Origin of the sequence: Cellulomonas sp. URHE0023, from assembly GCF_000688475.1 — a bacterium.
Taxonomy (GTDB): Bacteria; Actinomycetota; Actinomycetes; order Actinomycetales; family Cellulomonadaceae; genus Cellulomonas.
Genome location: NZ_JIAN01000008.1, coordinates 1 through 21,433, shown reverse-complemented (window position 1 = coordinate 21,433; position 21,433 = coordinate 1). Strand labels below are relative to the sequence as shown.

Below are 21,433 nucleotides of genomic sequence, written 5' to 3'. Positions count from 1 at the left end.
ACGCCGTCACGGCGAAGGTCAGCTGAACTTCACGGCGCCGTAGAGCCAACCGTCGAGGCTGGCGCCGCCGACGCCCATGCTGGAGACGTCCGTGCGCCGCATCTGCGCGTCGTGACCCGGTGACTGCGACCAGGCCGAGACCATCGCCGACGCCGACCCGCTGCTCACGCACGCCACGATGTTGTCGCTGCCCGAGTGCCAGATGCCGCCCGCATTCGCCATGTCGACCGCGTGCGACACCAGGCCGCCGCTGCGCGACACCGAGAGCTCCGGCAGGCCGAGGCCCGCCCGGTAGGCGTTGATCGCCGCACCGATCGCACCGACGCTGGACTCGCCGGCGCCGCCCCCTGCCGACGTGCAGACCTTGCCACCCGACGGGACCCCCGCAGCCGCTGGGGCCGGCGCCGCGGCACCACCCGACGCCGTAGCACGGGGCGCGGAGGCGGTGGAACGTGATGCTCGCGGCGTGCTCGTCTGCCTCGACCGAGCGGCCGCCGCCGCGGCGGCCTGCGCCTGAGCCGCGGCGGCAGCCGCCTGCTCTGCCGCGATGCGTGCGTTCTCGGCGGCCTGCCACGCGGCCTGGGCGTCGACGGCACCCTGCAGCGGAGCTGCGACGCCACCGGCGACCTTGCGCAGCGACGCGGCACTCGTCGTGGGCGCAGCCATCGCCGCGGCGACCGCGGTCGAGGCGGCACCGAGCGCCGCGCGCGGGGCGTCGCCCGCGTTGGGCGTCGCGGCGAGGACGGAGTTCGCCTGGTCGACGGCGGCCTGCGCCTGTGCCGCGGTGCGGGCACGGTTGGCCGCCAGCGCAGTCGCCGCGACCGCCTGGTCGGCTCCCCTGTCCAGGACGGCGTCACGGGCGCTCGCGGCGACCGACTTGTCCACGCGTGAGCTCGCGGCGAGCGCCGCATCCTGGGCTTCCTGCTCCCGCGCGTTGGACGCGTACACCGCACTGCCGGTGCTGAGGGCCAGAACGACCGTGGCGGCGGCCCCGAACCAGACGGCAGTGCGGACCCGGCGCTGGCGCGCAGCAGCTGCCGGCGTCACGGCGGGTGCACTGACGACGAGCGGTGACGACGCCGACGGCTGTCGGGGGACGTCGAGCAACGGGGCCGTCGGGGCGGAGAGCCCACGGGCCGCCGGTCCACGCCGGACCTTGGTCGCAGGTCGGGCGGACGCACCCGCGGCAGCTGCCGTGGCTTCGTCCGACTCGCCGACGGGCGCGGAGACCGCGACGTCCCCGTCGGACACGCGCGGCGTCGGTACGGTGTCGATGCGCTTCTTCGTGTCTTTGCTCACGTCGCCTCCATCACGGACCAGCAGGGCGCCCCCGGCAGGGCGTCCTTCAGTGCTCTCGGCATGCGTAGTGTCCGACTTGAGCACGGTTGGGGGATTGATGCACGCCGAAACGGCACACCTTCACAAGCCCGCGGGCTCGGTCATGATGGGCCGATGAGCGACGACACCGGGCTCGACTCCCTCGACAACGCGATCCTTCGCGCACTCGGACAGGACGCCAGGGCGACGTTTGCGCAGGTGGGAGAGCTGGTCTCGCTGTCAGCCCCGGCCGTGAAGCGTCGAGTGGACAGGCTGCGCGAGCGCGGCGTGATCCGTGGGTTCACGGTTCGGCTCGATCCGGCCGCCATGGGATGGCAGACGGAGGCGTTCGTCGAGCTGTTCTGCCATGGCTCGACCAGTCCCGCGACCATGCGCGCCGCCGTGGAGAGCTACCCCGAGGTCGTCGCGGCGAGCACCGTGACGGGCGACGTCGACCTCATGGTCCAGGTGCGGGCACGCGACATGCGGCACCTCGAACGCGTCGTGGAGCGCCTCGCCGCCGAGCCGTTCGTGTCCCGTACGCGTTCCACCGTCGTGCTGTCGGCGTTGGTACGACGGCCCGACGTCCCCCCGGGGCCAGACCTGTGAGGCGCGTGCGGCGGGTCTAGCTCGCTGCGGCCGTGTCGGTGGCGCAGCGGTCGGTGACGACCATGACCGGACAGTCCGCGTGGTGCAGCACCGCCTGGCTGGTGGACCCGAGCAGCAGCCCCGCGAACCCGCCGCGGCCCCGCGACCCGACGACGATCAGGTCGGTCGCGGCCGAGAACTCGGTGAGCAGCTCCGCTCCCGTCCCGTCCAGGGCGTGCCGCCGGACCGTCAGCCCCGGGTGGTCGGCCAGGGCACGGTCGACCACGACGTGGAGCCCTTCGGTCACGTCCCGCAGCACCTGCTCGCGGTCCACGGCAGAGGGCAGCCAGGAGAGCACGCCGGTCATCGCGCCGACCGGCACGCCCGCGACGGCGGTCAGGTCAGCGCCCCACACCTCCGCCTCCGTCATCGCGTAGTGCAGCGCGTACTCCGCGGCCGGCGAGCCATCGACGCCCACGACGATCCGGCGCACCGGCCTGACCGTCGGCATCGCGACGTCGTCGGGCAGAGGCTTGCCCCCATGCCGGAGCGGGACGACGACCGTAGGGCAGTAGGCGTGCGCCGGCAGGGCCGACGAGACGGTGCCGAGGAGCCGGTCCGCGAAGCCTCCGCCGCCGCGCGTCCCGACGACCACGGAACGGACCGTGTGCGACATCTCGACCAGGACGCCCGCGGCATCGCCGGTCACCACGCTCGACGTGACGGGAACACCGTGCGTGGAGACCCGCGCAGCCGCCTCGTCGAGCACCGCCCGGGCGCCCTGCTGGATCGTCGAGTCGTCGAGCGCGGCGTAGCCACCGTCCAGCGAGGCCGCCGTGAACGAGGGCAACGAGTAGCTGCACACCACCCGCAGGGCCCAGCCGTGCTTGACCGCCTGCGCGGCAGCCCAGTCCAGTGCGTGCAGGCTCGCCGACGACCCGTCGACCCCTACGAGGACCACGTCGTCCCTCGTCATGAGCAGCCTCCCACGGCCTTCAGGCCCTCACGCCACGACGTACTGCGACCACAACGGCTCGGTGCGCACCGACGTGGTGCCGAAGGCTACCGACCAGCGGGGCGCCCGAGGCACGAACGCGAGCTCCCAGCCGATCTCGTGCAGGAGCCGGTCGGCCTTGCGGTGGTTGCAGCGGACGCACGCCGCGACGACGTTGGTCCACTCGTGACGGCCGCCGCGGGACCGCGGGTGCACGTGGTCGACGGTGTCCGCTCCCCCGCCGCAGTACGCACACCTGTGGTTGTCGCGCTGCAGCACCGTGCGGCGCGTGGGCGGCACGGGCCGACGCACCGGCACGTGCACGTAGCGGGTCAGGCACAGGACGACCGGGAGTGGCACCACGACGTGCTCGGAGTGCAGGAGCCGCCCGTCCGACTCGAGGACCGTGGCCTTGCCTGTCATGACGAGCATCACGGCTCGACGCAGGTTCACGATGCACAGCGGTTCCATGCTCGCGTTCAGCAGGAGGGTGCGAGCGGCCGATCCGGCCAGGGGGGCGGTGGCATCCGCTCCGCCAGGCATCTCGGCGGTCGACGTGAGGGCGTTCACGAGCACGGCGTTCTCCCGACCTCGGGGGTCAGACCGGCTGGCTGCCGGCCCGGCGAAGCGAAGCAACAGCGTGGTGCACGGCCAGACTACGCGCCGGTACCCAGTCGTCGGGGTGTGACGGCGAGCCGCGGCAGGGCGCTCGGGCCCGCCGAGCACCGACCCGACGCGCTGGGCGAGCCAGGCGCACGGACCGACGTCCGGTCGCGGTGCCGCGCATGATCCGGCAGCGGACATGGCGAAGCCCTGACGACCGCGATGTCGTCAGGGCTTCGTCGTGCGGGCGGCTGAGGTCAGCCGATCCGGATGAACACGGGCGCGCTCTGCCAGATGGCGCGGAACTGGACCGTCTTGCCCGGGCGGGGCGAGTCGATCTGCGAGTCGCCACCGGCGTACAGCGACACGTGACCGGGGCTCCAGATGATGTCGCCGGGCTGTGCCTCGTCACGCGAGATGATCGTCCCGGCGGCCTTGATGCCTCCGGAGGTCCGCGGCAGGCTCACGCCGAGCTGCCCGTAGACGTAGGAGACGAAGCCCGAGCAGTCGAACCCACCGGGCGCGCTGCCACCGGACACGTACGGCGTTCCGACGTACTGGGCTGCGATCTCCAGGACCGCGTTGCCGGCAACCGACTGCGGGACGGCTGCGGACGCCGGAGCGGCCTCGACGGCGGCCGCTGCTGCGGCGCGTGCCGCGCTGCGCGAGGCGGCCTTGGCAGCCTTGACGGGCGGAGGGGGCGGCGGCGTCTCGGCCGTGACCACGGGGATGTCGACCGTCCACGCTGCGTCAGCAGGCGACGTGACGACCGGCGCGGTGTCGAGCAGCGCGCGGGCCGAGGCCGTCAGTGCAGCGGTGTCGACGGCCGGAAGCGCACCTGCGTCACCGGCGGTTGCCGATGCGGGCGAGCCGAGCATCGAGACGACGAGGCCCGACGACGCGGCCACGACGGCGGTCCGACGACCAACGGTGCCGATCTGACCGGTGGCTGCCAGGGCAAGCTCGGTCAGTGGCGTCGAGGGACGCCGCGCCGCGCGATGGCGGGCGCTAGTGGTGCTTACGGTCACGCTGTGCCTCTCCTGAGGCCTACGAGGTCAGCTGTCGGGTTCGGATGGGAGAACACCCGGCCGCGTCCCCGGCTGGCCGGTTCAGCGACTTCACCCCAAGGACACCGAACTTCCGGTGCCCGCAATTGGGTCCCCCGCCCCTGCCGGCGGTTAGAGCGAACCTCGAAACAGCGGCAGGGTTAGGCGTTCCGCTCGAGGGCTTCTTCGGAGGAGGGTTCTGAAGAAGCAGGACGAACGTACATGACGGTCCCGGCGATTGTCACGTTCCGATCACGAGAAACTTCCCTGATGCTGGACAGACGTCCTGCACGGCCCCTGAGGGCCTCTGGGGCGACGGGCGAAACCGCAGGTCAGCGGCCTAGGACCACGCCCTCTGGACGCCCCGAAACGGAGCAAAAGAAGATCACGGACCTATCAGACAGGCGCCTCGAGGACCGCTAGGATCGCGCGCCAGCCGGCGCCCAAGGCAGGGCGGTCCGGGACCGGCGTCAGCGCGATCCGACGAAGATGTGCCGGGCGATGTCCTCGGGCAGGTCGAGCAGAATGTCCGAACCGACGGTGGACACGGTCACCACACCGTCGGTGCGCTCGATCGAGATCTCCCGCTGCGGCTGGATGCCGGCATCGGCCAGCCGCGTCAGCAGCTCGACGTCCACCTGCAACGGTTCCGCGATACGGGCGACGACCGCCCGCTCGACCCCGTCAGCGCCGGCCGCACCGCGGAAGGTGACGAGCGACGTGACGCCGTCGAGGAACCCCTCGCGCGTGGTCTCCTCGCCGATCTCCCCGAGTCCCGGGATGGGGTTGCCGTACGGGTCGAAGTGCGGGTGGTCGAGGAGCTCGGCGAGCCGGATCTCGACGCGTTCGCTCATCACGTGCTCCCAGCGGCAGGCCTCCTCGTGCACGTACGGCCACTCCAGGCCGATCACGTCCGTCAGGAGCCGCTCCGCGAGGCGGTGCTTGCGCATGACGCGCGTGGCCTTGGCCTCGCCCACGCCGGTCAGCTCGAGGTGCCGGTCGCCGCTGACGACCACCAGTCCGTCCCGCTCCATGCGTGCGACCGTCTGGGAGACCGTCGGACCGGAGTGTCCCAGGCGCTCCGCGATCCGGGCGCGCAGGGGGGTGATGCCTTCCTCGGTGAGCTCGTAGATCGTCTTGAGGTACATCTCCGTCGTGTCGATCAGGTCGCTCACTGCTGCAGCCTCCAACGTCGTGTCACCGTGCTGCAGCACAGGCTAGTTGGTCGCGAAGACATCCCGGGGCGCCGACCGCCTATTCTCGGGCACGTGCCCGACGCTCACACCACTGGTGCCGCCCTGCCCACCATCCCGACCCACCTGCTGCCCGCCGACGGCCGCTTCGGCTCCGGGCCCTCGAAGGTCCGCGCGGCGCAGGTCCAGGCGCTCGCCGGTCCGGCTGCGGCTCTGCTCGGCACCTCTCACCGGCAGGCACCCGTCCGCGCGCTCGTCGCACGCGTGCGCGCAGGCCTGTCCACGCTGCTCGACCTGCCGGACGGCTACGAGATCGTGCTCGGCAACGGCGGCTCGTCGGCGTTCTGGGACGTCGCGACGCTGTGCCTCGTCGACGACGTCGCGGCGTTCGGGACGTTCGGTGAGTTCGGCGCCAAGTTCGCGGCCGCCGCTCGCCGCGCACCGTTCCTCGGGTCGCCGGTGATCAACGCCGTGGCGCCCGGCGAGGTCTCGGTGCCGACGTTCGTGGACGGCGCGGACGCCTACGCCTGGCCGCACAACGAGACCTCGACGGGCGTCGTCGCGCCCGTCCGCCGGGTCACCGGCTCGCGGACCCAGGGTGCGCTCGTGCTGGTCGACGGGACGTCCGGCGCGGGCGGTCTGGCCGTGGACGTGAGCCAGACCGACGTCTACTACTTCGCGCCGCAGAAGTCGTTCGCCTCGGACGGCGGGCTCTGGCTCGCCGCAGCGTCCCCCGCCGCGATCGAGCGGGCCGCGCGGATCGAGTCCGGCGGTCGCTGGGTGCCCGAGTTCCTGTCGTTCACGGCGGCTGTCACCAACTCGCGCCTGGACCAGACCCTCAACACGCCAGCGATCGCGACGCTCGTCCTCCTGGCGGAGCAGCTCGACTGGATCCTGGGCAACGGCGGGCTGCCGTGGGCCGCGCAACGGACGGCGACCTCGGCCGGCCATCTCTACGGATGGGCCGACGCCCGCGACTGGGCCACCCCCTTCGTGTCCGACCCTGCGATCCGCTCGAACGTCGTCGGAACGGTCGACCTGTCCCCCGAGGTCGAGGCCGCGACCGTCGCCAAGGTGCTTCGTGCCCACGGCGTCGTCGACGTCGAGCCCTATCGCAAGCTGGGCCGCAACCAGCTGCGGGTCGCGATGTACCCGGCCGTCGACCCCGAGGACGTCCTCGCGCTCACGGCGTGCATCGACCACGTGGTCGACCAGCTGCTCTGACACAGACGACGACGCCCGCCCCCCGGTCAGGTAGGGGGCGGGCGTCGTCCGTGTGGTGCGGCTACCGGGTCAGGCGTTCCGGCGGCGACGCGAGATCGTCACGAGCGCGAGGACTGCAGCACCGACGACGACGAACGCGATCGCGGCCACGAGCAGCGGCGCTCCGTTGCTGCCGGTGGCGGACAGGACGGCGGCGTTGCTGGCGGGCGCCGGGTCACCCTCGGCGAGCACCTGGCTCACGGGCGTCGGGGGGCTCGACGGGTCGACCAGCACCTGGGTGGACGGCGTCCCGGTCGGGGTGGGCGTCGGGGTCGGCGTCTCGACGAGCACCTGAGGGCCGCAGTTGACCGTCACGACCGGCGCGTCAACCGCGACGACCTGGGTACCGACCGCGAACTGGACCTTGAGGCCGGCCTTGAGCAGCGCCTTGAACTTGCCCGTGAGCGGCACGTCCGTGAGCTTGACGGTGTCGCCGCTCGAGTTCTGGAACGTGACGTTGACGGTCGTCACCTCGGTGGGCAGGCCCTTGACGGCGTACGACACCGCGGGGGCGTCCTCGACGCACGTCGGCGTGACCTGGGCGGAGAAGAGGGAGGGAGCGGGGTACTCCGTCGCACCGGTGCCGCTGGGCGCGGGGCTGGGGCCGGCAGCGGCGATGGAAGCGGGTGCGGTCACGAAGCCCAGCAGGGCAACCGCCAGCACGACGATCGCGCCGCGCATAGTTCTGACCATGGTCTTCGCCTCAAGGGTTCGTCGAATCGGACATTTCAGACGCCCATCATCGCGCCCTCCGCGACCGATATGGCAGGGCGGATCGGGTGAAGCGGTGGAAATGGGTGCGAATCGCCCAAACTTCACCCCATGGGGTGAACGCGCGTCCAGCTTCTGACGCCTGCCCCGTGCCGAACGGCCAGGTCAGAGGCTCACGGGCAGGTGGCCGAGACGAAGCCGGCATCGGTCAGGGTCGGAGTCGTCCAGACGCTGACGGTGCCGTTCTTGACCGGGACCGTCGTCGAGTAGGTCTCGTGCCGACCGGGCTCGAGGATCGACGTCACGACCTGGACGTCACGTCCTGCTGCGGTGCCCGTCGTGCCGGCGATGATGCCCTCGTTCAGACCGAGAGGGCCCAGCTTCTCGCCGACCGCCGAGTAGACGCTGACGTTCGTCGCGAGACTCCCGACGGGCAGCCCTCCGAAGCCCGGGCCGGTCACGTAGCCGGGGAGCTCCGTGACGTTCGCGGGCGGGGCGTAGTCGAGGTCGAGGCGCACCGTGGCGGTCGGGTTCTTGCCCGAGCACTGGAGGTCCTCGATCGCCACCTTGGTGGTCAGGTAGTAGTCGAGCTTGCCGCCCGTCCCGTCGTTCAGGAAGACGCCGGTCGCGTCCGCGTGGTCGCCGGAGAGGAAGGCGCCGCCGATCGTCGTGCCCGCGAGCGTCTTCTCCTCCACGGGGTCGGCGGACCAGATGCGGATCCGACCTTCGGAACCCGCCTTGGTCAGCGCCGTGACCAGTCCGTCCGTGTCGCCCTGACCCGATCCGACGGCGCCGAAGATCGCGGCGGCGACGTCGGCGTAGAACGCGTCGGTCGACGCGGGGTCGGAGATGTTCTGGTAGGCGTCGTGCAGCAGCACCCGCAGCACGTCCGAGGCGTTCACGGTCGTGCCGTTCTCGGCTGTCACGGGTCCGGTGGCCTGAAGCAGGTAGCGCGCCCCGACGGGGTCAGCCGCGACGACACCGTCGACGTGCTGGCCGATGTCCCGTTCCCACCGGGCCGCGATGAGCTCCGCGGACCGGGGGAAGTCCGGCGTCATGACCGAGTCCTGCACCCAGCGGCCCAGGCGGTCCGTGTCGAGGTTCAGCTCCTCCTCGGTGAGCGGGAGGATCGGCTGGTCGATACCGGGCAGGTCGATGGTGGAGCGCTGGTCGACCAGCGTCACCGCGCCGTCCTCCGCATGCAGCACCGCGAACGCACCGACGATGCCACCGGCGCTGCGCAGCTCCGAGGAGTTCAGCGACACCATGAGGTAGGTGCGGGGTCCGTCGGCGCCGAGCATCGGTGGCAGCAAGGTGGCCACCTGAGCGCCCGCGTCGAGCGCGCCGGTGACGGTGTCCAGGGTCGAGCTCAGCTTGTCGACGGGACCCGCGAGCTGTGACACGAGCGCGCCGGTGTCGATCTGGGCGACCGCGTCCTGCGCCGTGTGCGCGCTCGCTGCCGCGTCGATGATCTTGGGGCCAGCCTCCACGAGCGGTGCGAGGTCCACCCGACCGTCCAGCCCTCGCGCACCCTCGATGTTCAGGACGGCGTTGAGCGAGCTCACGGCGGGCAGTGCGTCGGCGGTCAGGTCGCTCAGCGACGACGAGACGATGCGCACCGCCTCGAGGTTGGCGCCGAGGACCGGCACGTGCTCCGCCAGCCGCCAGACCGGGTCACGGGTCGCGGCGACCGCCGTCGCGAGGTTCGCCTGGACCGCCGGCATCTGCTGCTCGATCGTGCCGGTGCCGGCCCCGTCCAGGTTCTTCTGCATCGCCGAGAACCCGTCCTGCGCCGCGTACAGGGCTTGGGACGCCTGGGAGGCCCGGTAGGCCAGCCATGCACCGAGCCCGACGAGGACGACGAAGGCTCCGAGGACCGCCCAGACGGTCGTGCGGGTCGCGCGCGAACGGCGCGAGCCACGCGAGTGGCGAGCCTGGTCGGCAGGGAACACACCGAAGAACTCGCCCGGTCCCGGGGGTCCCTTGATCGTTGTGCTCACGGACAGATCGTCACATGCCGGACATGGCGGCGGACACGTCGGACGGCACTGTTCACCCGACCAGGCCGTCACGCACGCCGACCTGCGCGAGGTGCGCGCTGGTCAGGCTGCGGTCTGGTGGTCGGCCGCCTCGCGGGCACCGAGCTCCACGGCCGTCTCGGCGCGCAGCCGGCGTGGGGTGACGATCTCCAGGTGCGGGCGGGTCCGCACCCGGTACCGGACGCGCACGTCCCACCTCCACCGAGCCCAGAGCGCGGCACCCGTGGCGACGACCAGCGCGGTGATCGACCCGATGCCGATGGCCCACCGCGGGCCGTACGTCTGGCCGATCCAGCCGACGATGGGCGACCCGATGGGCGTCGCGCCCAGGAACACCATCATGTACAGGGCCATCACGCGTCCGCGTACGGCCGGGTCGGTCGTCATCTGGATGGTCGAGTTGGCAGCGGTCATCATGGTGAGCGACGCGAGCCCGACGGGGATGCAGGCCACCATGAACGCCGGGTAGGTGGGCATGAGGGCCATGACGCCGGTGGCGATCCCGAACGCGAACGCCGAGCCGATCACCAGGCGGACCCGGGGTCGCTCGCGTCGGGCGGCGAGCAGTGCGCCCGTGAGCGACCCGATCGCGAGCACCGAGCCGAGGATGCCGTACTCCCCCGCACCGCGGCCGAACTCGCTGCGCGCCATCATGGCGCTCGTGAGCTGGAAGTTCAGGCCGAACGTGGACACGGCCCCGACGACGACCATGATCACGAGGATGTCGCTGCGGCCACGGACGTAGGCGATGCCCTCGCGCAGCTGCCCCTTGGCCCGCACGACCGTGGGCATGGGTCGCATCTCCGACATGCGCATCTGCGTCAGCGCGACGATCGTGGCGGCGAACGTGGCCGCGTTGATGAGGAACACCCACCCGGTGCCCACCGCGGCGATGAGCAGACCGGCGACGCCCGGGCCGATCAGCCGGGCGGCGTTGAACGAGGCGCTGTTCAGGCCGACCGCGTTGGACAGCTTGGCGGCAGGGACCAGCTCTGCGACGAACGTCTGCCGGACCGGCCCGTCGATCGCGGTGACGCAGCCGAGCGCGAGGGCGAACAGGTAGACGTGCCACAGCTGCGCGTTCCCGGACAGCACCAGGAGCCCCAGTCCGCCGGCGAGCACGCCCTGGCCCACCTGCGTCGCGATGAGGAGCTTGCGGCGGTCGACACGGTCCGCCAGCAGCCCCGCCCACGGTGACAGCAGGAGGACAGGGGCGAACTGGAGGGCGGTCGTGATGCCGACGGCGACACCGGACTCGTCGGACAGCTGCGTGAGGACGAGCCAGTCCTGCGCGACGCGCTGCATCCACGTCCCGATGTTCGCGACCAGCGCGCCGGCGAACCAGAGGCGGTAGTTGCGGAACTGGAGCGAGGAGAACGTCGGGCTCATGCGTCTGCGATCCTGCGGAGCAGCTCGGCGGCGTCGGTCAGGACCTGTCGCTCGTCGGGCGTCATGGCGTCGAGCTGCGCGGCCAACCAGATGTTGCGTCGCCTGCGCGTCTCCTCGACCTCCGCCTCGCCTGCCTGGGTCAGGCTGACGACGACCTGCCGACCATCGGTCGCGTGCGGGCTCTTGGCCACGAGCCCGAGGTCCGCGAGGCAGGTCACGGTGCGCGTCATCGACGGCGGCTGGACGCGCTCGAGGTCAGCCAGCTGCCCCGGGGTCAGCGGCCCCTCCTTGTTCAGCCAGAGGAGCACCGTGTACTGCGGGTCCGCCAGGCCGGCGCCACCGCGCTCGGCCCGGATCCGCCGCGCCGCACGTCCGATGGCGATGCGCAGGTCGCCGGTCGGGTCGGGTGTGGGAGCCATATCGTTAGCATACGTCATTACCTTGCGTAACGAATCCGGGCGAACCGTATTCCCACCGTGCCCGAACCGGACGGGCTCAGAACGCGACGACGGCCGCCGCCCCAGCTGGGCGACGGCCGTCGAGCACGCTGTCCTGGGCGGTCAGGGCCGGCCGAGGGCGCGGTACGTCCACCCTGCGGCCCGCCACTGCGCAGGTTCGAGCACGTTGCGCCCGTCGAGCATCCGCCGGTGCGCCACCACCTCACCGAGCTCCTCGGGGTCGAGCGCGCGGTACTCCGCCCACTCGGTGGCGAGCAGGACCACGTCCGCGTCGGCCGCAGCCTCGAGCGCCGTGTCTGCGAAGTGCAGGTCCGGCCACTTGGCCCGCGCGTTCGCGATCGCCTGCGGGTCGGTCACGGTGACGTGCGCGCCCTGCAGCTGCATCTGAGCAGCCACCGACAGCGCCGGTGAGTCGCGCACGTCGTCGGAGTCGGGCTTGAACGCGGCACCGAGCACCGCGACGCGACGCCCGACGATCGACCCGTGGCAGACCTCGCGCGCCAGGTCGACCACCCGGACCCGCCGACGCATGTTGATCGAGTCCACCTCGCGCAGGAACCCGAGCGCGTCGCTGACGCCCAGCTCACCGGCCCGCGCCATGAAGGCACGGATGTCCTTGGGCAGGCAGCCACCACCGAAGCCCAGGCCCGCGTTGAGGAACCGCCGCCCGATCCGGTCGTCGTAGCCGATGGCGTCAGCCAGGCGCGTGACGTCGGCGCCCGTCGACTCGCACAGCTCTGCCATGGCGTTGATGAACGAGATCTTCGTGGCCAGGAACGAGTTGGCCGCCACCTTGACCAGCTGCGCCGTGGCGTAGTCCGTCACGACGAGCGGGGTGTTCTCCGAGAGCGGCGTCGCGTACACCTCGTCGAGCACGGCCTGCGCCTTGGCGCCCTCGAGCGTCGGCTCGCCGTCGCCGTCCGTCGGCAACCCGTAGACCAGCCGGTCCGGGTGCAGCGTGTCCTGCACCGCGAAGCCCTCGCGCAGGAACTCGGGGTTCCAGACGAGCACGGCCCCCGTCCCGGAGAGCACCTCCGCGATCGCCTCCGCGGTCCCGACCGGCACCGTGGACTTGCCCGCCACGACGTCCCCGGCCCGCAGGTGCGGCAGGAGCGCCTCGACGGCCGAGTTCACGTACGTGAGGTCGGCACGGAACTCGCCGTGCACCTGAGGTGTCCCCACGCAGATGAAGTGCACGTCCGCGCCTGCAGCCTCGGAGATGTCCGTGCTGAACGACAGCCGACCTGTCGCGCCGGCCTGCGTGAGCAGCTCGGGCAGACCCGGCTCGTAGAACGGGGCGCGACCCTCCCGCAGCGCGTCGATCTTGGCCTGATCGACATCGATGCCGATGACGTCGTGGCCCAGCTGAGCCATGCTCGCGGCGTGCACGGCCCCGAGATAGCCGCACCCGATGACGGAAAGTCGCACGGATTGCCCCTTTGTGGTGGATTCCCGACGAGAGTACCGGGACGCTCGCGGTGCCCGGCGGGTGATCCTCCACCGCCACCGCCAGACGGGTGAACGGCCCTGTTACCGTCCGTGACGTGCTCCAGCCCACCGCCCGACGCCGCGTCGTCGTCGCCCTGACGGTGTACCTCGCGCTCGTGGCACGGCTGACGCTGTGGCCCGCTCCCGCACCCTCCAGCAGCTTCGACCTCGTCCGCGAGGTCCTCGCCTGGCTGGCCCGGGTCGGCGTCCCGATCACGTACGCCGGCCTCGAGGCGGCCGCGAACGTCGTCATGTTCGTGCCGTTCGGGGTTCTGGTGGGCCTTCTGGTGCGGCGCGGCTGGCTCGTCGTGGTGCTCGGGCTCTGCCTGTCCGCAGCGATCGAGCTGACGCAGCTCCTCCTGCTCCCGACGAGGGTCCCCACCGTGCAGGACGTCGTGCTGAACACCCTCGGAGCGGCGCTCGGCGTGCTGGGCCTGCAGGCCGTGAGGTCGGTGAAGGCCCGTCGACGAGTCGCGAGGCGGCCCGCCACCTCCGGCTGAACTTGTGCGGCAATCGGGTGCGTTTGTCCGGCTGCGCGCCGCTGGCCAGGGATCATGGGGCTGTGACTCCCTCCGACGTGGCCGCGCCCCTGCGCGTCCTCGTCGTGTGCACGGGCAACATCTGCCGGTCGCCGGCGGTCGAGCGCCTGCTCTCCGCACGGCTCGGTGCAGCGGTCCAGGGTCGCCCCGCGGCCGGTGCCCTGATGCCCGCGATCGAGATCGGCTCCGCCGGTACGGGCGCACTGGTCGGACGCTCGATGACCCGCGCGATGGCGCAGCTGGTCCAGGCGCACGGCGCCGACCCGGCAGGCTTCACCAGCCGTCAGCTCGACGAGTCGATGATCCGGTCCGCCGACCTCGTGATCGGCCTGACCCGCAAGCACCGCTCCGCAGTCGTCGAGCTCGTGCCCGCGGCGGTCCGGCGTACGTTCACGCTGCGTGAGCTGGCCCGCCTCGCGGCGGACGTCGACCCGGCCGCGCTCCCCGGCGCCAACGCGACCACCGCCGACCGCCTGCGCGCGCTGGTCCCCGTGGCCGGCCTTCGTCGGGGGATGGTGTCCTACCGCCCGACCGACGACGACGTCGTCGACCCCTACCGCGGCGACACCGCGCTCTACGAGCGGTCGTTCCACCAGCTGCTGCCGGCGGTCGAGACCCTGACGGCCCTGGTCCGCAGGTAGGCGGGTGGGCCGTCAGGGCTCCGACCGGTGCTAGATGCCGAGCCAGGCCTTGATGGGACCGATCAGGAAGTAGACGACGAAGAGCGCCGACGTGACCCACATGAACGGGTGGACCTCACGGACCTTGCCCACGGCGACCTTCAGGACGACGAACATGATGATGCCGGCGCCGATGCCCACGGTGATCGAGTAGGTGAACGGCATCAGGATGATGGTGAGGAACGCCGGGATGGCGACCTCGTAGTTGCGCCAGTCGATCCCGGTGATCTGCGTGACCATCAGGAAGCCGACGACGACCAGGGCAGGGGTCGCCGCCTCGAACGGCACCAGCTGGACCAGGGGTGCGAGGAACGTGGCGAGCAGGAACGCCAGACCGGTGACCACGGAGGCCAGGCCGGTCCGCGCGCCGTCGCCGACGCCGGACGCCGACTCGATGTACGACGTGTTCGACGAGACGCTGCCGGCGCCACCGGCCGCCGCGGCGATCGAGTCGACGACGAGGATGCGGGTGGTGTTCGGCGGGTTGCCGTCCTTGTCGAGCAGGCCGGCCTCGCCGCCCACGGCGACCATGGTCCCCATCGTGTCGAAGAAGTCGGCGAGCAGGAGCGAGAAGACCAGCAGGATCACCGCGACGACCCCGATGGACTTCACGGAGCCGAACAGCGAGAACTGCCCGACGAGCGAGAAGTCGGGCGCGGCGACGATGCCGCCGGACGGCCAGTGCGGCACCGCGAGCGACCAGCCTGCGGGGTTCTCGGCGGACTTGGCGCCCAGGTCGCCGACGAGCTCGATCAGGAACGCCAGGACCGTCGCGGAGACGATCGCGATCAGGATCGCGCCGCGGACCTTGCGGACCATGAGGATCACCGCCACGAACAGTCCGACCACGAAGACGAGCAGCGGCCAGCTGCCGAGCGACCCGCCGATGCCGAGCTCGACCGGCGTGGCCAGGCTCGCCGGGATCCGCACGAAGCCGGCGTCCACGAGGCCGATGAACGCGATGAACAGGCCGATGCCGACGCTGATCGCGGTCTTGAGCTCGCGCGGCACCGCGCGGAACACCGCCTGACGCAGGCCGGTGGTCACGAGGAGCAGGATGATCAGCCCCTCGAGGACCACGATCCCCATCGCGTCCTGCCAGGACATGCCGGGCAGCGCGGCGATCGAGTAGGCGACGACCGCGTTGAGGCCCAGTCCGGTGGCCAGCGCGAGCGGGAAGTTGGCCACCACCCCCATGAGGATGGACATCAGGCCGGCGACCAAGGCGGTCGTCGCCGCGACCATGGCCAGGTTCGGGGTGTCGCCGCCGCCGAGGAACTGCCCGTCGCCGGACTTCACGGTGCCGATGATCAGCGGGTTCAGCACGATGATGTAGCTCATCGTGAAGAACGTGACCAGGCCACCGCGCACCTCGGTGCCGAGGGTCGAGCCGCGTTGCGAGATCTTGAAGAACCGGTCGATCGCGCTGCCCGAGGCCCGGTCGGTCGTCGTCGTCATGCGCGCAGTGTGCCAGAGCGTCAGCACCGCGAACGGACGCGCGCCGCCCGCGGACGGACGTGCCTCAGATCACGAGCAGCGAGAAGCACCCTGGGCCGTACCCGGCCACGTCCATCTCCAGGTCGGTACGTCGAACGTAGGCGAGCACCCACGTCGCGACATCGGCCGGAACCGGGAACCCAGGCTCGTAGAGCCTGTCGAGCTTGACGTGCGGGGCACCCTCCGCGTTGAAGAGGGACGCCAGGACGTTCAGGATCTCGCCGGCGTTCTCGAGCAGCGCTGGGGGCAGCATGCTCTCCTCGATGGCCTCGTTCGCGACGCGTACGGGCACGAGCCCGAGCGAGGCGCCGAGGTGCGCGGCGAGCGGCAGGTCCAGGAGCACCAGCGCGGTCAGCTTGAGGCGGTTGTCGACGTAGACGCCCATGAGGGCGCCACCCTCGGCCCTGTGGTCGATCATCGGGCCACCGGTGGTGACCGCGATGTCGCGGCCGACGAGGCCCTCTATCAGCTCACGGACGTCCTTCGCGGACGGCAGCGGGGTGTCGTTGCTCATGCGAGCACCGGGTCGATGACCTCGCGGAAGGCGTCCGCGGTGAACGGCTTCGCGATGAGGAACAACGCACCGGCCGACTCGGCGGCGGCACGCATCTCGGGCGAGCCCTCCGACGTGACGAACCCGAACGGCGTCTGGAAGCCCTCCGCGCGCAGGCGGCGCAACAGGTCGATGCCCGTCATGTTCGGCATGTTCCAGTCCGACAGGACGACGTCGGGCTCGTCGGCACGGATGGCCTCGAGCGCCTCGGCGCCGTCGGACGCCTCACGGACGTCCCAGTCATAGCCGGCCTGGCGCAGCGTGCGAATCACGATCTGGCGCATCACGCGGCTGTCGTCAGTGACGAGTACGCGGATCATGAATGGTTCCCCTCCTGAACGGTGTTCTCGATCTCCCACACGGCGACGAGCAACGGGCGGCCCCGCCAGGCCAGTCGAAGCTCCTGGATGACCACCGCACCGCCGAGGAGCGGGGCGACGGAAGCGACGGTGGGCAGCCCCAGGCTGCCCTGGGTCGGCAGCAACGACTTCACGTTGCCACCGATGACGTTGGCGATCTCGCCGAACGCGTCGACGAGGTCAGGCTCCGTGACCTCCTCGTCCGCACCCATGTCGAGCAGGGCGCGAGCGAGGTCGTCAGCGGTGGACTTCTCGGTGGTCAGTACAGCACGACCGAGCCAGTCGCCGTGGATGTCGACCCAGGAGCTGACGGCCTGGTCGAGTGCGGGCAGGTCGCCGTCCCACGGCTGAAGGAGACCGGCGTCCCCGTCGACCATGGCCGCGAAGACCTCCTGCGCGATCATGAAGATCTGGGCGTGCTCAACGATGGGGCTCATGCCATCTCCTCGACGGGGACGAGCCCCAACAGGTCCAGCTTGCCGCGGATCGCGTCAGGCGTGAACGGCTTGATCAGATACTCGTGGGCACCGGCGGCCAGCGCGCGGACGATCTGTCCCTGCTCGCTCTCGGTGGTCACCATCATCAGGGTGATGTGTCGCCACGCCGGGTTGGCGCGGACCTCACTGACGAACGTGAGGCCGTCCATGACGGGCATGTTCCAGTCGATGCAGCACAGCTGGACGTCGACCCCGGATTCGAGGAGGTCGAGCGCCGCGCGCCCGTGCTCGGCCTGCTCCGTCTCGAAGCCCAGGTCCTGCAGGGTGCCCGCGACGATGCGCCGCATTGTGCGTGAGTCGTCGATCACGAGCGCTCTCATGAGTGTGCTCCTCGGGTCAGAACAGATGAATAGGGTGCGGTTCGGGGTTGTGGAACGGTGGAGATGGGAACGCTCGCGGCCAGCGGCCTGTTCGGCCGGTAGACCGATCCGGTCCCGACCGGGACGCGGATCCAGGCGTCGTCGACGCCGATGGTGGTCTCGGCGGCACCGAGCATGAGGATGCCGTCGGGCTTCATCACGCGGCGCAGCCGTTCGAGGATCGCGCGCTTGGTCGCGATGTCGAAGTAGATGAGCACGTTGCGCAGGTACACCACGTCGAACGGTCCGCCGATCGGCGGAAGGTCCAGGAGGTTGTGCTGCCGGAACGTCACGAGGTTGCGCAGCGCCTGCGAGATCTGCCACTCGGCGCCGACCCTGCTCAGGTGCCGGACGAGCATGGTCGCAGGCAGGCCACGGTTGACCTCGAGCTGGCTGTACCGGCCCTCGCGCGCCTTGGCCAGCACCTGCTCCGACAGGTCCGTCGCCAGGATGTCCGCGGAGGCGGACGCCGGCAGGCAGTCGGCGAGCGTCATCGCGATCGAGTACGGCTCCTGGCCGGTCGAGCAGGCAGCCGACCACACCTTCAGACGAGCCGACGTGCCGCGTGCCGCGATGAGCTCGGGCACCACGTAGGACTGGAGCGCCGCGAACGGCGCCGAGTCACGGAACCACGACGTCTCGTTGGTGGTGAGCGCCTCGACGATGCGAGCGAAGTCCGACTCCTTGGCACTGGAGCGCACCGTCCGGACGAACGCGTCGACGTCGGCTGCTCCGTCCTCGCGAGCGAGCGAGAGCAGTCGGCTCTCGACCAGGTACTCCTTGCCGGGGGCCAGCTGGATCGCGCTTCGGCGGCGCACGAGGTCCGCGACGAACGCGAACGACTCCGCACTGACAGCCATCAGGCCACCCCGCCTCGGACGAGGACCGGACCGGTCCCGGAAGCAACCAGACGTTCGATCGTCGGGGCGATCTCGCCGAGCGGGACGATGCGGTGCGCCAGGCCCGCGGTCGCCACTGCACCGGGCATGCCCCACACGACGCTCGTCGGCTCGTCCTGGACCACGACGGTCCCACCGGCCTCGACCAGCTGCTGACAGCCGGTACGGCCGTCGGACCCCATGCCCGTGAGCACGACGCCGACCAGCTCGTTGCCGAACGCACGCACGGCAGAACCGAACAGCACGTCGACCGACGGGCGGCAGAAGTTCACCGGCGGACCGTCCGTGAGGACGGTGCGCACGCCGGCGCCCTGACGGTGGAGCTCGAGGTGCTTGTCGCCGGGTGCGATGTAGATGGTGCCGGGCGTCAGCTCCATGCCGGCCTCGGCCTCGACCACGCGGGCCGGACCGAGCCGGTCGAGGCGCGCGGCCAGCTGGCGCGTGAACACCGGCGGCATGTGCTGGACCACGAGGATCGGGATGCTCGGGGGGCGGGTGAGCGAGGCGACCAGCTTGGACAGTGCCTCGGGGCCACCCGTCGACGAACCGAGCACGAGCGCGCGGATCGGGTGCGGCGCGGGCTCGAGGCGCTTGACGACGGGCCGCGGCGCACTCGGTGCGGACGGGGCCACCGCCGAGGTCGTACGGACCGCCGTGTGCGGTGCCGCGTGCGGTGCCGAGCGCCCCACGAGCGCCTTGATCTTGGGCACGAGGTTGTCGGCGACCTGAGCCATCGACTCCTGGACGCTGCCCACGTTCGCCGGCTTGGTGACGTAGTCCTGGGCGCCCGCGACGAGCGCGTCCAGCGTCGCCGCGGCACCCCGCTCGGTGAGCGTCGAGAACATGATGATCGGCATCTTGTGGCCGGCGCGCCGGATGGCGCGCACCGACTCGATGCCGTTCATCTCCGGCATCTCGATGTCCATCGTCACCACGTCCGGCGCGAGCTGGGCGACCTTGCCGACCGCCAGCCGACCGTTCGCAGCGAAGCCGACCACCTCGATGGCAGGGTCCCTGGACAGCGCGTCCGTGACGAGTCGTCGCACGACGACGGAGTCGTCTACGACAAGCACGCGGATCGGTGTCACTGGTCCTCCTTCTGATTCACCGGGGTATCCCGATCTTGCGGGCTGCGGGCTGGGGGTCGGACGAACGGTCGGGGCAGCGGTGCCCCCGACCGTCCGGTCCGGCAGAGCGTCAGAAGCTGAAGGCCGCGACGCGCGTGCGCAGCTCCGAGGACAGGCGCGCGAGCTCGCTGACCGCGTCGCCCATCTGCCCCAGGGTCTGCGAGGAGGACGCGGCCGACGAGGCCAGGCCGCTGATGTTCACGGCGATCTCACCGGAGCCGGTCGCGGCCTCGGCCACGCCACGGGACATCTCGTTGGTGGTCGCGGTCTGCTCCTCGACCGCCGAGGCGATCGTGAGCTGGTAGTCGTTGATGGAGGCGATGATCGTGGCGATCTGACCGATCGCGGCGACCGCACCGGTGGTGTCGGCCTGGATGGCCTCGACCCGCCGGGTGATGTCCTCGGTGGCACGGGCGGTCTCCGAGGCGAGCTCCTTGACCTCACCGGCCACGACCGCGAAGCCCTTGCCGGCCTCACCGGCACGCGCAGCCTCGATCGTCGCGTTCAGCGCCAGCAGGTTGGTCTGCTCGGCGATGCTCGTGATCGTCTTGACCACGTTGCCGATCTGCTGGGACGACTCGCCCAGACGTGCGACCTGGTCGTTCGCGGACTCCGCCGCCGAGGTCGCCTGGTCGGCGACCTTCGCGGCAAGGTTGGCGTTCTGCGCGATCTCGCGGATCGAGGCACCCATCTGCTCGGCACCCGCGGCAACGGCCTGGACGTTGCGGGAGACCTGCTCGGCGGCAACAGCCATGACACCGGCCTGCGCGCTGGTCTCGTCCGAGCCCGCGGTCACCCGGGCCGAGGAAGCCGAGAGGCCCTCAGCGGCGGCGGTCACGGTCTGCGACGTCTCGAGCACACCCGACAGGGTCGCGCCCACGGCGTCCTGCGCCTCGTTCAGGCGACGTGCCAGCTGGCCGATCTCGTCGTCCGAGACCACGCGGGCACGGCGGGTGAGGTTACCGGCCGCCATGCCGTCCAGCACCTCCTGCACGCGCTCGACGGCGGAGCGGACGTTCTTGGCCACCGCGACCCCGAGGGCGAGGGCTGCGATCAGGACGAGCACGAGGGCGATCGTGATGATCGACGCGGCACCTCCGGCAGCGCTGGCGCCGAAGGCGGCGGAGACGACGGCGAGAAGGATCATCGCGGTGAGGATCTTGGTCCGCACGGACAGGTTCCTGAACCATGCCGCCGCGCGCTGCTCGGTCTCGTACTGGGTGCTCGACGTCGTCGCGCTCATGCCTCGGTCCTCCGGGATGTGTGTGGTTCGTGCTCGGTCTACTGATCGACCGCTTCCCTCGGAAGATGAGGGATGCGGACACGCGGACGCCCCACCGGAAACAGGCCCGGTGGGGCGTCCGCGTCGTACTGCTGGTCCGACCTAGAAGGTGAAGGCCGACACGCGCGTGCGCAGGTCGGTCGACATGCGCGCGAGCTCGTTGACCGCGTCGCCCATCTGCCCCAGGGTCTGCGACGAGGACGCGGCCGAGTTGGCCACCCCGGAGATGTTCACGGCGATCTCGCCGGAGCCGGTCGCGGCCTCAGCCACGCCACGGGACATCTCGTTCGTCGTCGCGGTCTGCTCCTCGACCGCCGAGGCGATCGTGAGCTGGTAGTCGCTGACGGAGGCGATGATCGTGGCGATCTGCCCGATCGCCGCGACCGCACCGGTGGTGTCGGCCTGGATGGCCTCGACCCGCCGCGTGATGTCCTCGGTGGCACGGGCGGTCTCCGACGCGAGCTCCTTGACCTCACCGGCCACGACCGCGAAGCCCTTGCCGGCCTCACCGGCACGCGCAGCCTCGATCGTCGCGTTCAGCGCCAGCAGGTT

At 71.1% G+C, this 21,433-nt stretch carries 23 protein-coding genes and 1 riboswitch; of the genes, 4 read left to right on the top strand and 19 right to left on the bottom strand.

Annotation, left to right across the window (positions count from 1 at the left end; genetic code table 11):
* Positions 1-18 precede the first annotated feature (18 nt).
* Positions 19-1,299, bottom strand: coding sequence for a CAP domain-containing protein (locus N553_RS0115295; protein WP_028047261.1), 1,281 nt, complete (start codon positions 1,297-1,299; stop codon positions 19-21).
* 153 nt (positions 1,300-1,452) lie between these two features.
* On the opposite strand from N553_RS0115295, the gene N553_RS0115290 reads away from it, so the two are divergent.
* Positions 1,453-1,926: an Lrp/AsnC family transcriptional regulator gene (locus tag N553_RS0115290; protein ID WP_028047260.1), complete on the top strand. Its 474-nt coding sequence runs from the start codon at positions 1,453-1,455 to the stop codon at positions 1,924-1,926.
* 16 nt (positions 1,927-1,942) lie between these two features.
* On the opposite strand, the gene N553_RS0115285 is transcribed toward N553_RS0115290, so the two are convergent.
* The 4 genes from N553_RS0115285 to N553_RS0115270 form a co-directional block, all read right to left on the bottom strand.
* Entirely contained in the window at positions 1,943-2,881 is a 939-nt protein-coding gene (locus N553_RS0115285; RefSeq protein ID WP_028047259.1) for a universal stress protein, read from the bottom strand.
* Positions 2,882-2,908: 27 nt separating this feature from the next.
* Positions 2,909-3,442, bottom strand: a complete 534-nt coding sequence (locus tag N553_RS0115280; protein WP_051640277.1) for an HNH endonuclease — start codon at positions 3,440-3,442, stop codon at positions 2,909-2,911.
* Between the two features lie 317 nt (positions 3,443-3,759).
* Positions 3,760-4,530 carry a C40 family peptidase gene (locus N553_RS0115275; protein WP_028047257.1) on the bottom strand — a complete coding sequence of 257 codons (771 nt, stop codon included), beginning with the start codon at positions 4,528-4,530 and terminating at the stop codon, positions 3,760-3,762.
* 2 nt (positions 4,531-4,532) lie between these two features.
* Positions 4,533-4,698, bottom strand: a riboswitch (cyclic di-AMP (ydaO/yuaA leader).
* A 320-nt stretch (positions 4,699-5,018) separates the two neighbouring features.
* On the bottom strand, positions 5,019-5,723 hold the full coding sequence (locus tag N553_RS0115270) for a metal-dependent transcriptional regulator (protein ID WP_028047256.1): 705 nt from the start codon (positions 5,721-5,723) through the stop codon (positions 5,019-5,021).
* Between the two features lie 93 nt (positions 5,724-5,816).
* Here N553_RS0115270 and serC point away from each other — a divergent pair, with 93 nt between their 5' ends.
* Positions 5,817-6,965 carry a phosphoserine transaminase gene (serC, locus tag N553_RS0115265; RefSeq protein ID WP_231505297.1) on the top strand — a complete coding sequence of 383 codons (1,149 nt, stop codon included), beginning with the start codon at positions 5,817-5,819 and terminating at the stop codon, positions 6,963-6,965.
* Between the two features lie 69 nt (positions 6,966-7,034).
* On the opposite strand, the gene N553_RS0115260 is transcribed toward serC, so the two are convergent.
* The 5 genes from N553_RS0115260 to N553_RS0115240 form a co-directional block, all read right to left on the bottom strand.
* Positions 7,035-7,685 (bottom strand): hypothetical protein, encoded by a 651-nt coding sequence (locus N553_RS0115260; RefSeq protein WP_028047254.1) that lies wholly within the window; start codon positions 7,683-7,685, stop codon positions 7,035-7,037.
* Between the two features lie 203 nt (positions 7,686-7,888).
* Positions 7,889-9,715 carry a DUF4012 domain-containing protein gene (locus N553_RS22980; protein ID WP_051640233.1) on the bottom strand — a complete coding sequence of 609 codons (1,827 nt, stop codon included), beginning with the start codon at positions 9,713-9,715 and terminating at the stop codon, positions 7,889-7,891.
* A gap of 102 nt (positions 9,716-9,817) precedes the next feature.
* Positions 9,818-11,143: an MFS transporter gene (locus N553_RS0115250; RefSeq protein ID WP_028047253.1), complete on the bottom strand. Its 1,326-nt coding sequence runs from the start codon at positions 11,141-11,143 to the stop codon at positions 9,818-9,820.
* Entirely contained in the window at positions 11,140-11,562 is a 423-nt protein-coding gene (locus N553_RS0115245; protein WP_028047252.1) for a MarR family winged helix-turn-helix transcriptional regulator, read from the bottom strand. Before N553_RS0115245 ends, N553_RS0115250 begins: the two co-directional genes overlap by 4 nt.
* 141 nt (positions 11,563-11,703) lie before the next feature.
* On the bottom strand, positions 11,704-13,029 hold the full coding sequence (locus N553_RS0115240; RefSeq protein ID WP_028047251.1) for a UDP-glucose/GDP-mannose dehydrogenase family protein: 1,326 nt from the start codon (positions 13,027-13,029) through the stop codon (positions 11,704-11,706).
* A 116-nt stretch (positions 13,030-13,145) separates the two neighbouring features.
* Here N553_RS0115240 and N553_RS0115235 point away from each other — a divergent pair, with 116 nt between their 5' ends.
* Together N553_RS0115235 and N553_RS0115230 are read left to right on the top strand one after the other, a co-directional pair.
* Positions 13,146-13,589, top strand: coding sequence for a VanZ family protein (locus tag N553_RS0115235; protein ID WP_028047250.1), 444 nt, complete (start codon positions 13,146-13,148; stop codon positions 13,587-13,589).
* A 62-nt stretch (positions 13,590-13,651) separates the two neighbouring features.
* Complete coding sequence (locus N553_RS0115230; RefSeq protein ID WP_028047249.1) at positions 13,652-14,269, top strand: protein-tyrosine-phosphatase; 618 nt, start codon at positions 13,652-13,654, stop codon at positions 14,267-14,269.
* Positions 14,270-14,299: 30 nt separating this feature from the next.
* On the opposite strand, the gene N553_RS0115225 is transcribed toward N553_RS0115230, so the two are convergent.
* From N553_RS0115225 to N553_RS0115185, 9 genes are all read right to left on the bottom strand, one after another.
* Complete coding sequence (locus tag N553_RS0115225; RefSeq protein ID WP_028047248.1) at positions 14,300-15,766, bottom strand: NCS2 family permease; 1,467 nt, start codon at positions 15,764-15,766, stop codon at positions 14,300-14,302.
* A 64-nt stretch (positions 15,767-15,830) separates the two neighbouring features.
* Positions 15,831-16,319 carry a hypothetical protein gene (locus N553_RS0115220; RefSeq protein WP_028047247.1) on the bottom strand — a complete coding sequence of 163 codons (489 nt, stop codon included), beginning with the start codon at positions 16,317-16,319 and terminating at the stop codon, positions 15,831-15,833.
* Positions 16,316-16,678 (bottom strand): response regulator, encoded by a 363-nt coding sequence (locus N553_RS0115215; protein ID WP_197030102.1) that lies wholly within the window; start codon positions 16,676-16,678, stop codon positions 16,316-16,318. Before N553_RS0115215 ends, N553_RS0115220 begins: the two co-directional genes overlap by 4 nt.
* Positions 16,675-17,154, bottom strand: a complete 480-nt coding sequence (locus N553_RS0115210; RefSeq protein WP_028047245.1) for a chemotaxis protein CheX — start codon at positions 17,152-17,154, stop codon at positions 16,675-16,677. The genes N553_RS0115215 and N553_RS0115210 overlap by 4 nt, the downstream gene beginning before the upstream one ends.
* The gene (locus tag N553_RS0115205; RefSeq protein ID WP_028047244.1) at positions 17,151-17,534 is read right to left on the bottom strand and encodes a response regulator; all 384 of its coding nucleotides are present in this window, start codon (positions 17,532-17,534) and stop codon (positions 17,151-17,153) included. The genes N553_RS0115210 and N553_RS0115205 overlap by 4 nt, the downstream gene beginning before the upstream one ends.
* Positions 17,531-18,433, bottom strand: a complete 903-nt coding sequence (locus tag N553_RS22975) for a protein-glutamate O-methyltransferase CheR (RefSeq protein ID WP_081844671.1) — start codon at positions 18,431-18,433, stop codon at positions 17,531-17,533. Before N553_RS22975 ends, N553_RS0115205 begins: the two co-directional genes overlap by 4 nt.
* On the bottom strand, positions 18,433-19,560 hold the full coding sequence (locus N553_RS0115195; protein WP_028047243.1) for a chemotaxis response regulator protein-glutamate methylesterase: 1,128 nt from the start codon (positions 19,558-19,560) through the stop codon (positions 18,433-18,435). Before N553_RS0115195 ends, N553_RS22975 begins: the two co-directional genes overlap by 1 nt.
* Positions 19,561-19,669: 109 nt before the next feature.
* Entirely contained in the window at positions 19,670-20,842 is a 1,173-nt protein-coding gene (locus N553_RS0115190; RefSeq protein WP_156043861.1) for a methyl-accepting chemotaxis protein, read from the bottom strand.
* Between the two features lie 141 nt (positions 20,843-20,983).
* The coding region (locus N553_RS0115185; RefSeq protein WP_028047241.1) for a methyl-accepting chemotaxis protein at positions 20,984-21,433 on the bottom strand (450 nt) is incomplete at its 5' end.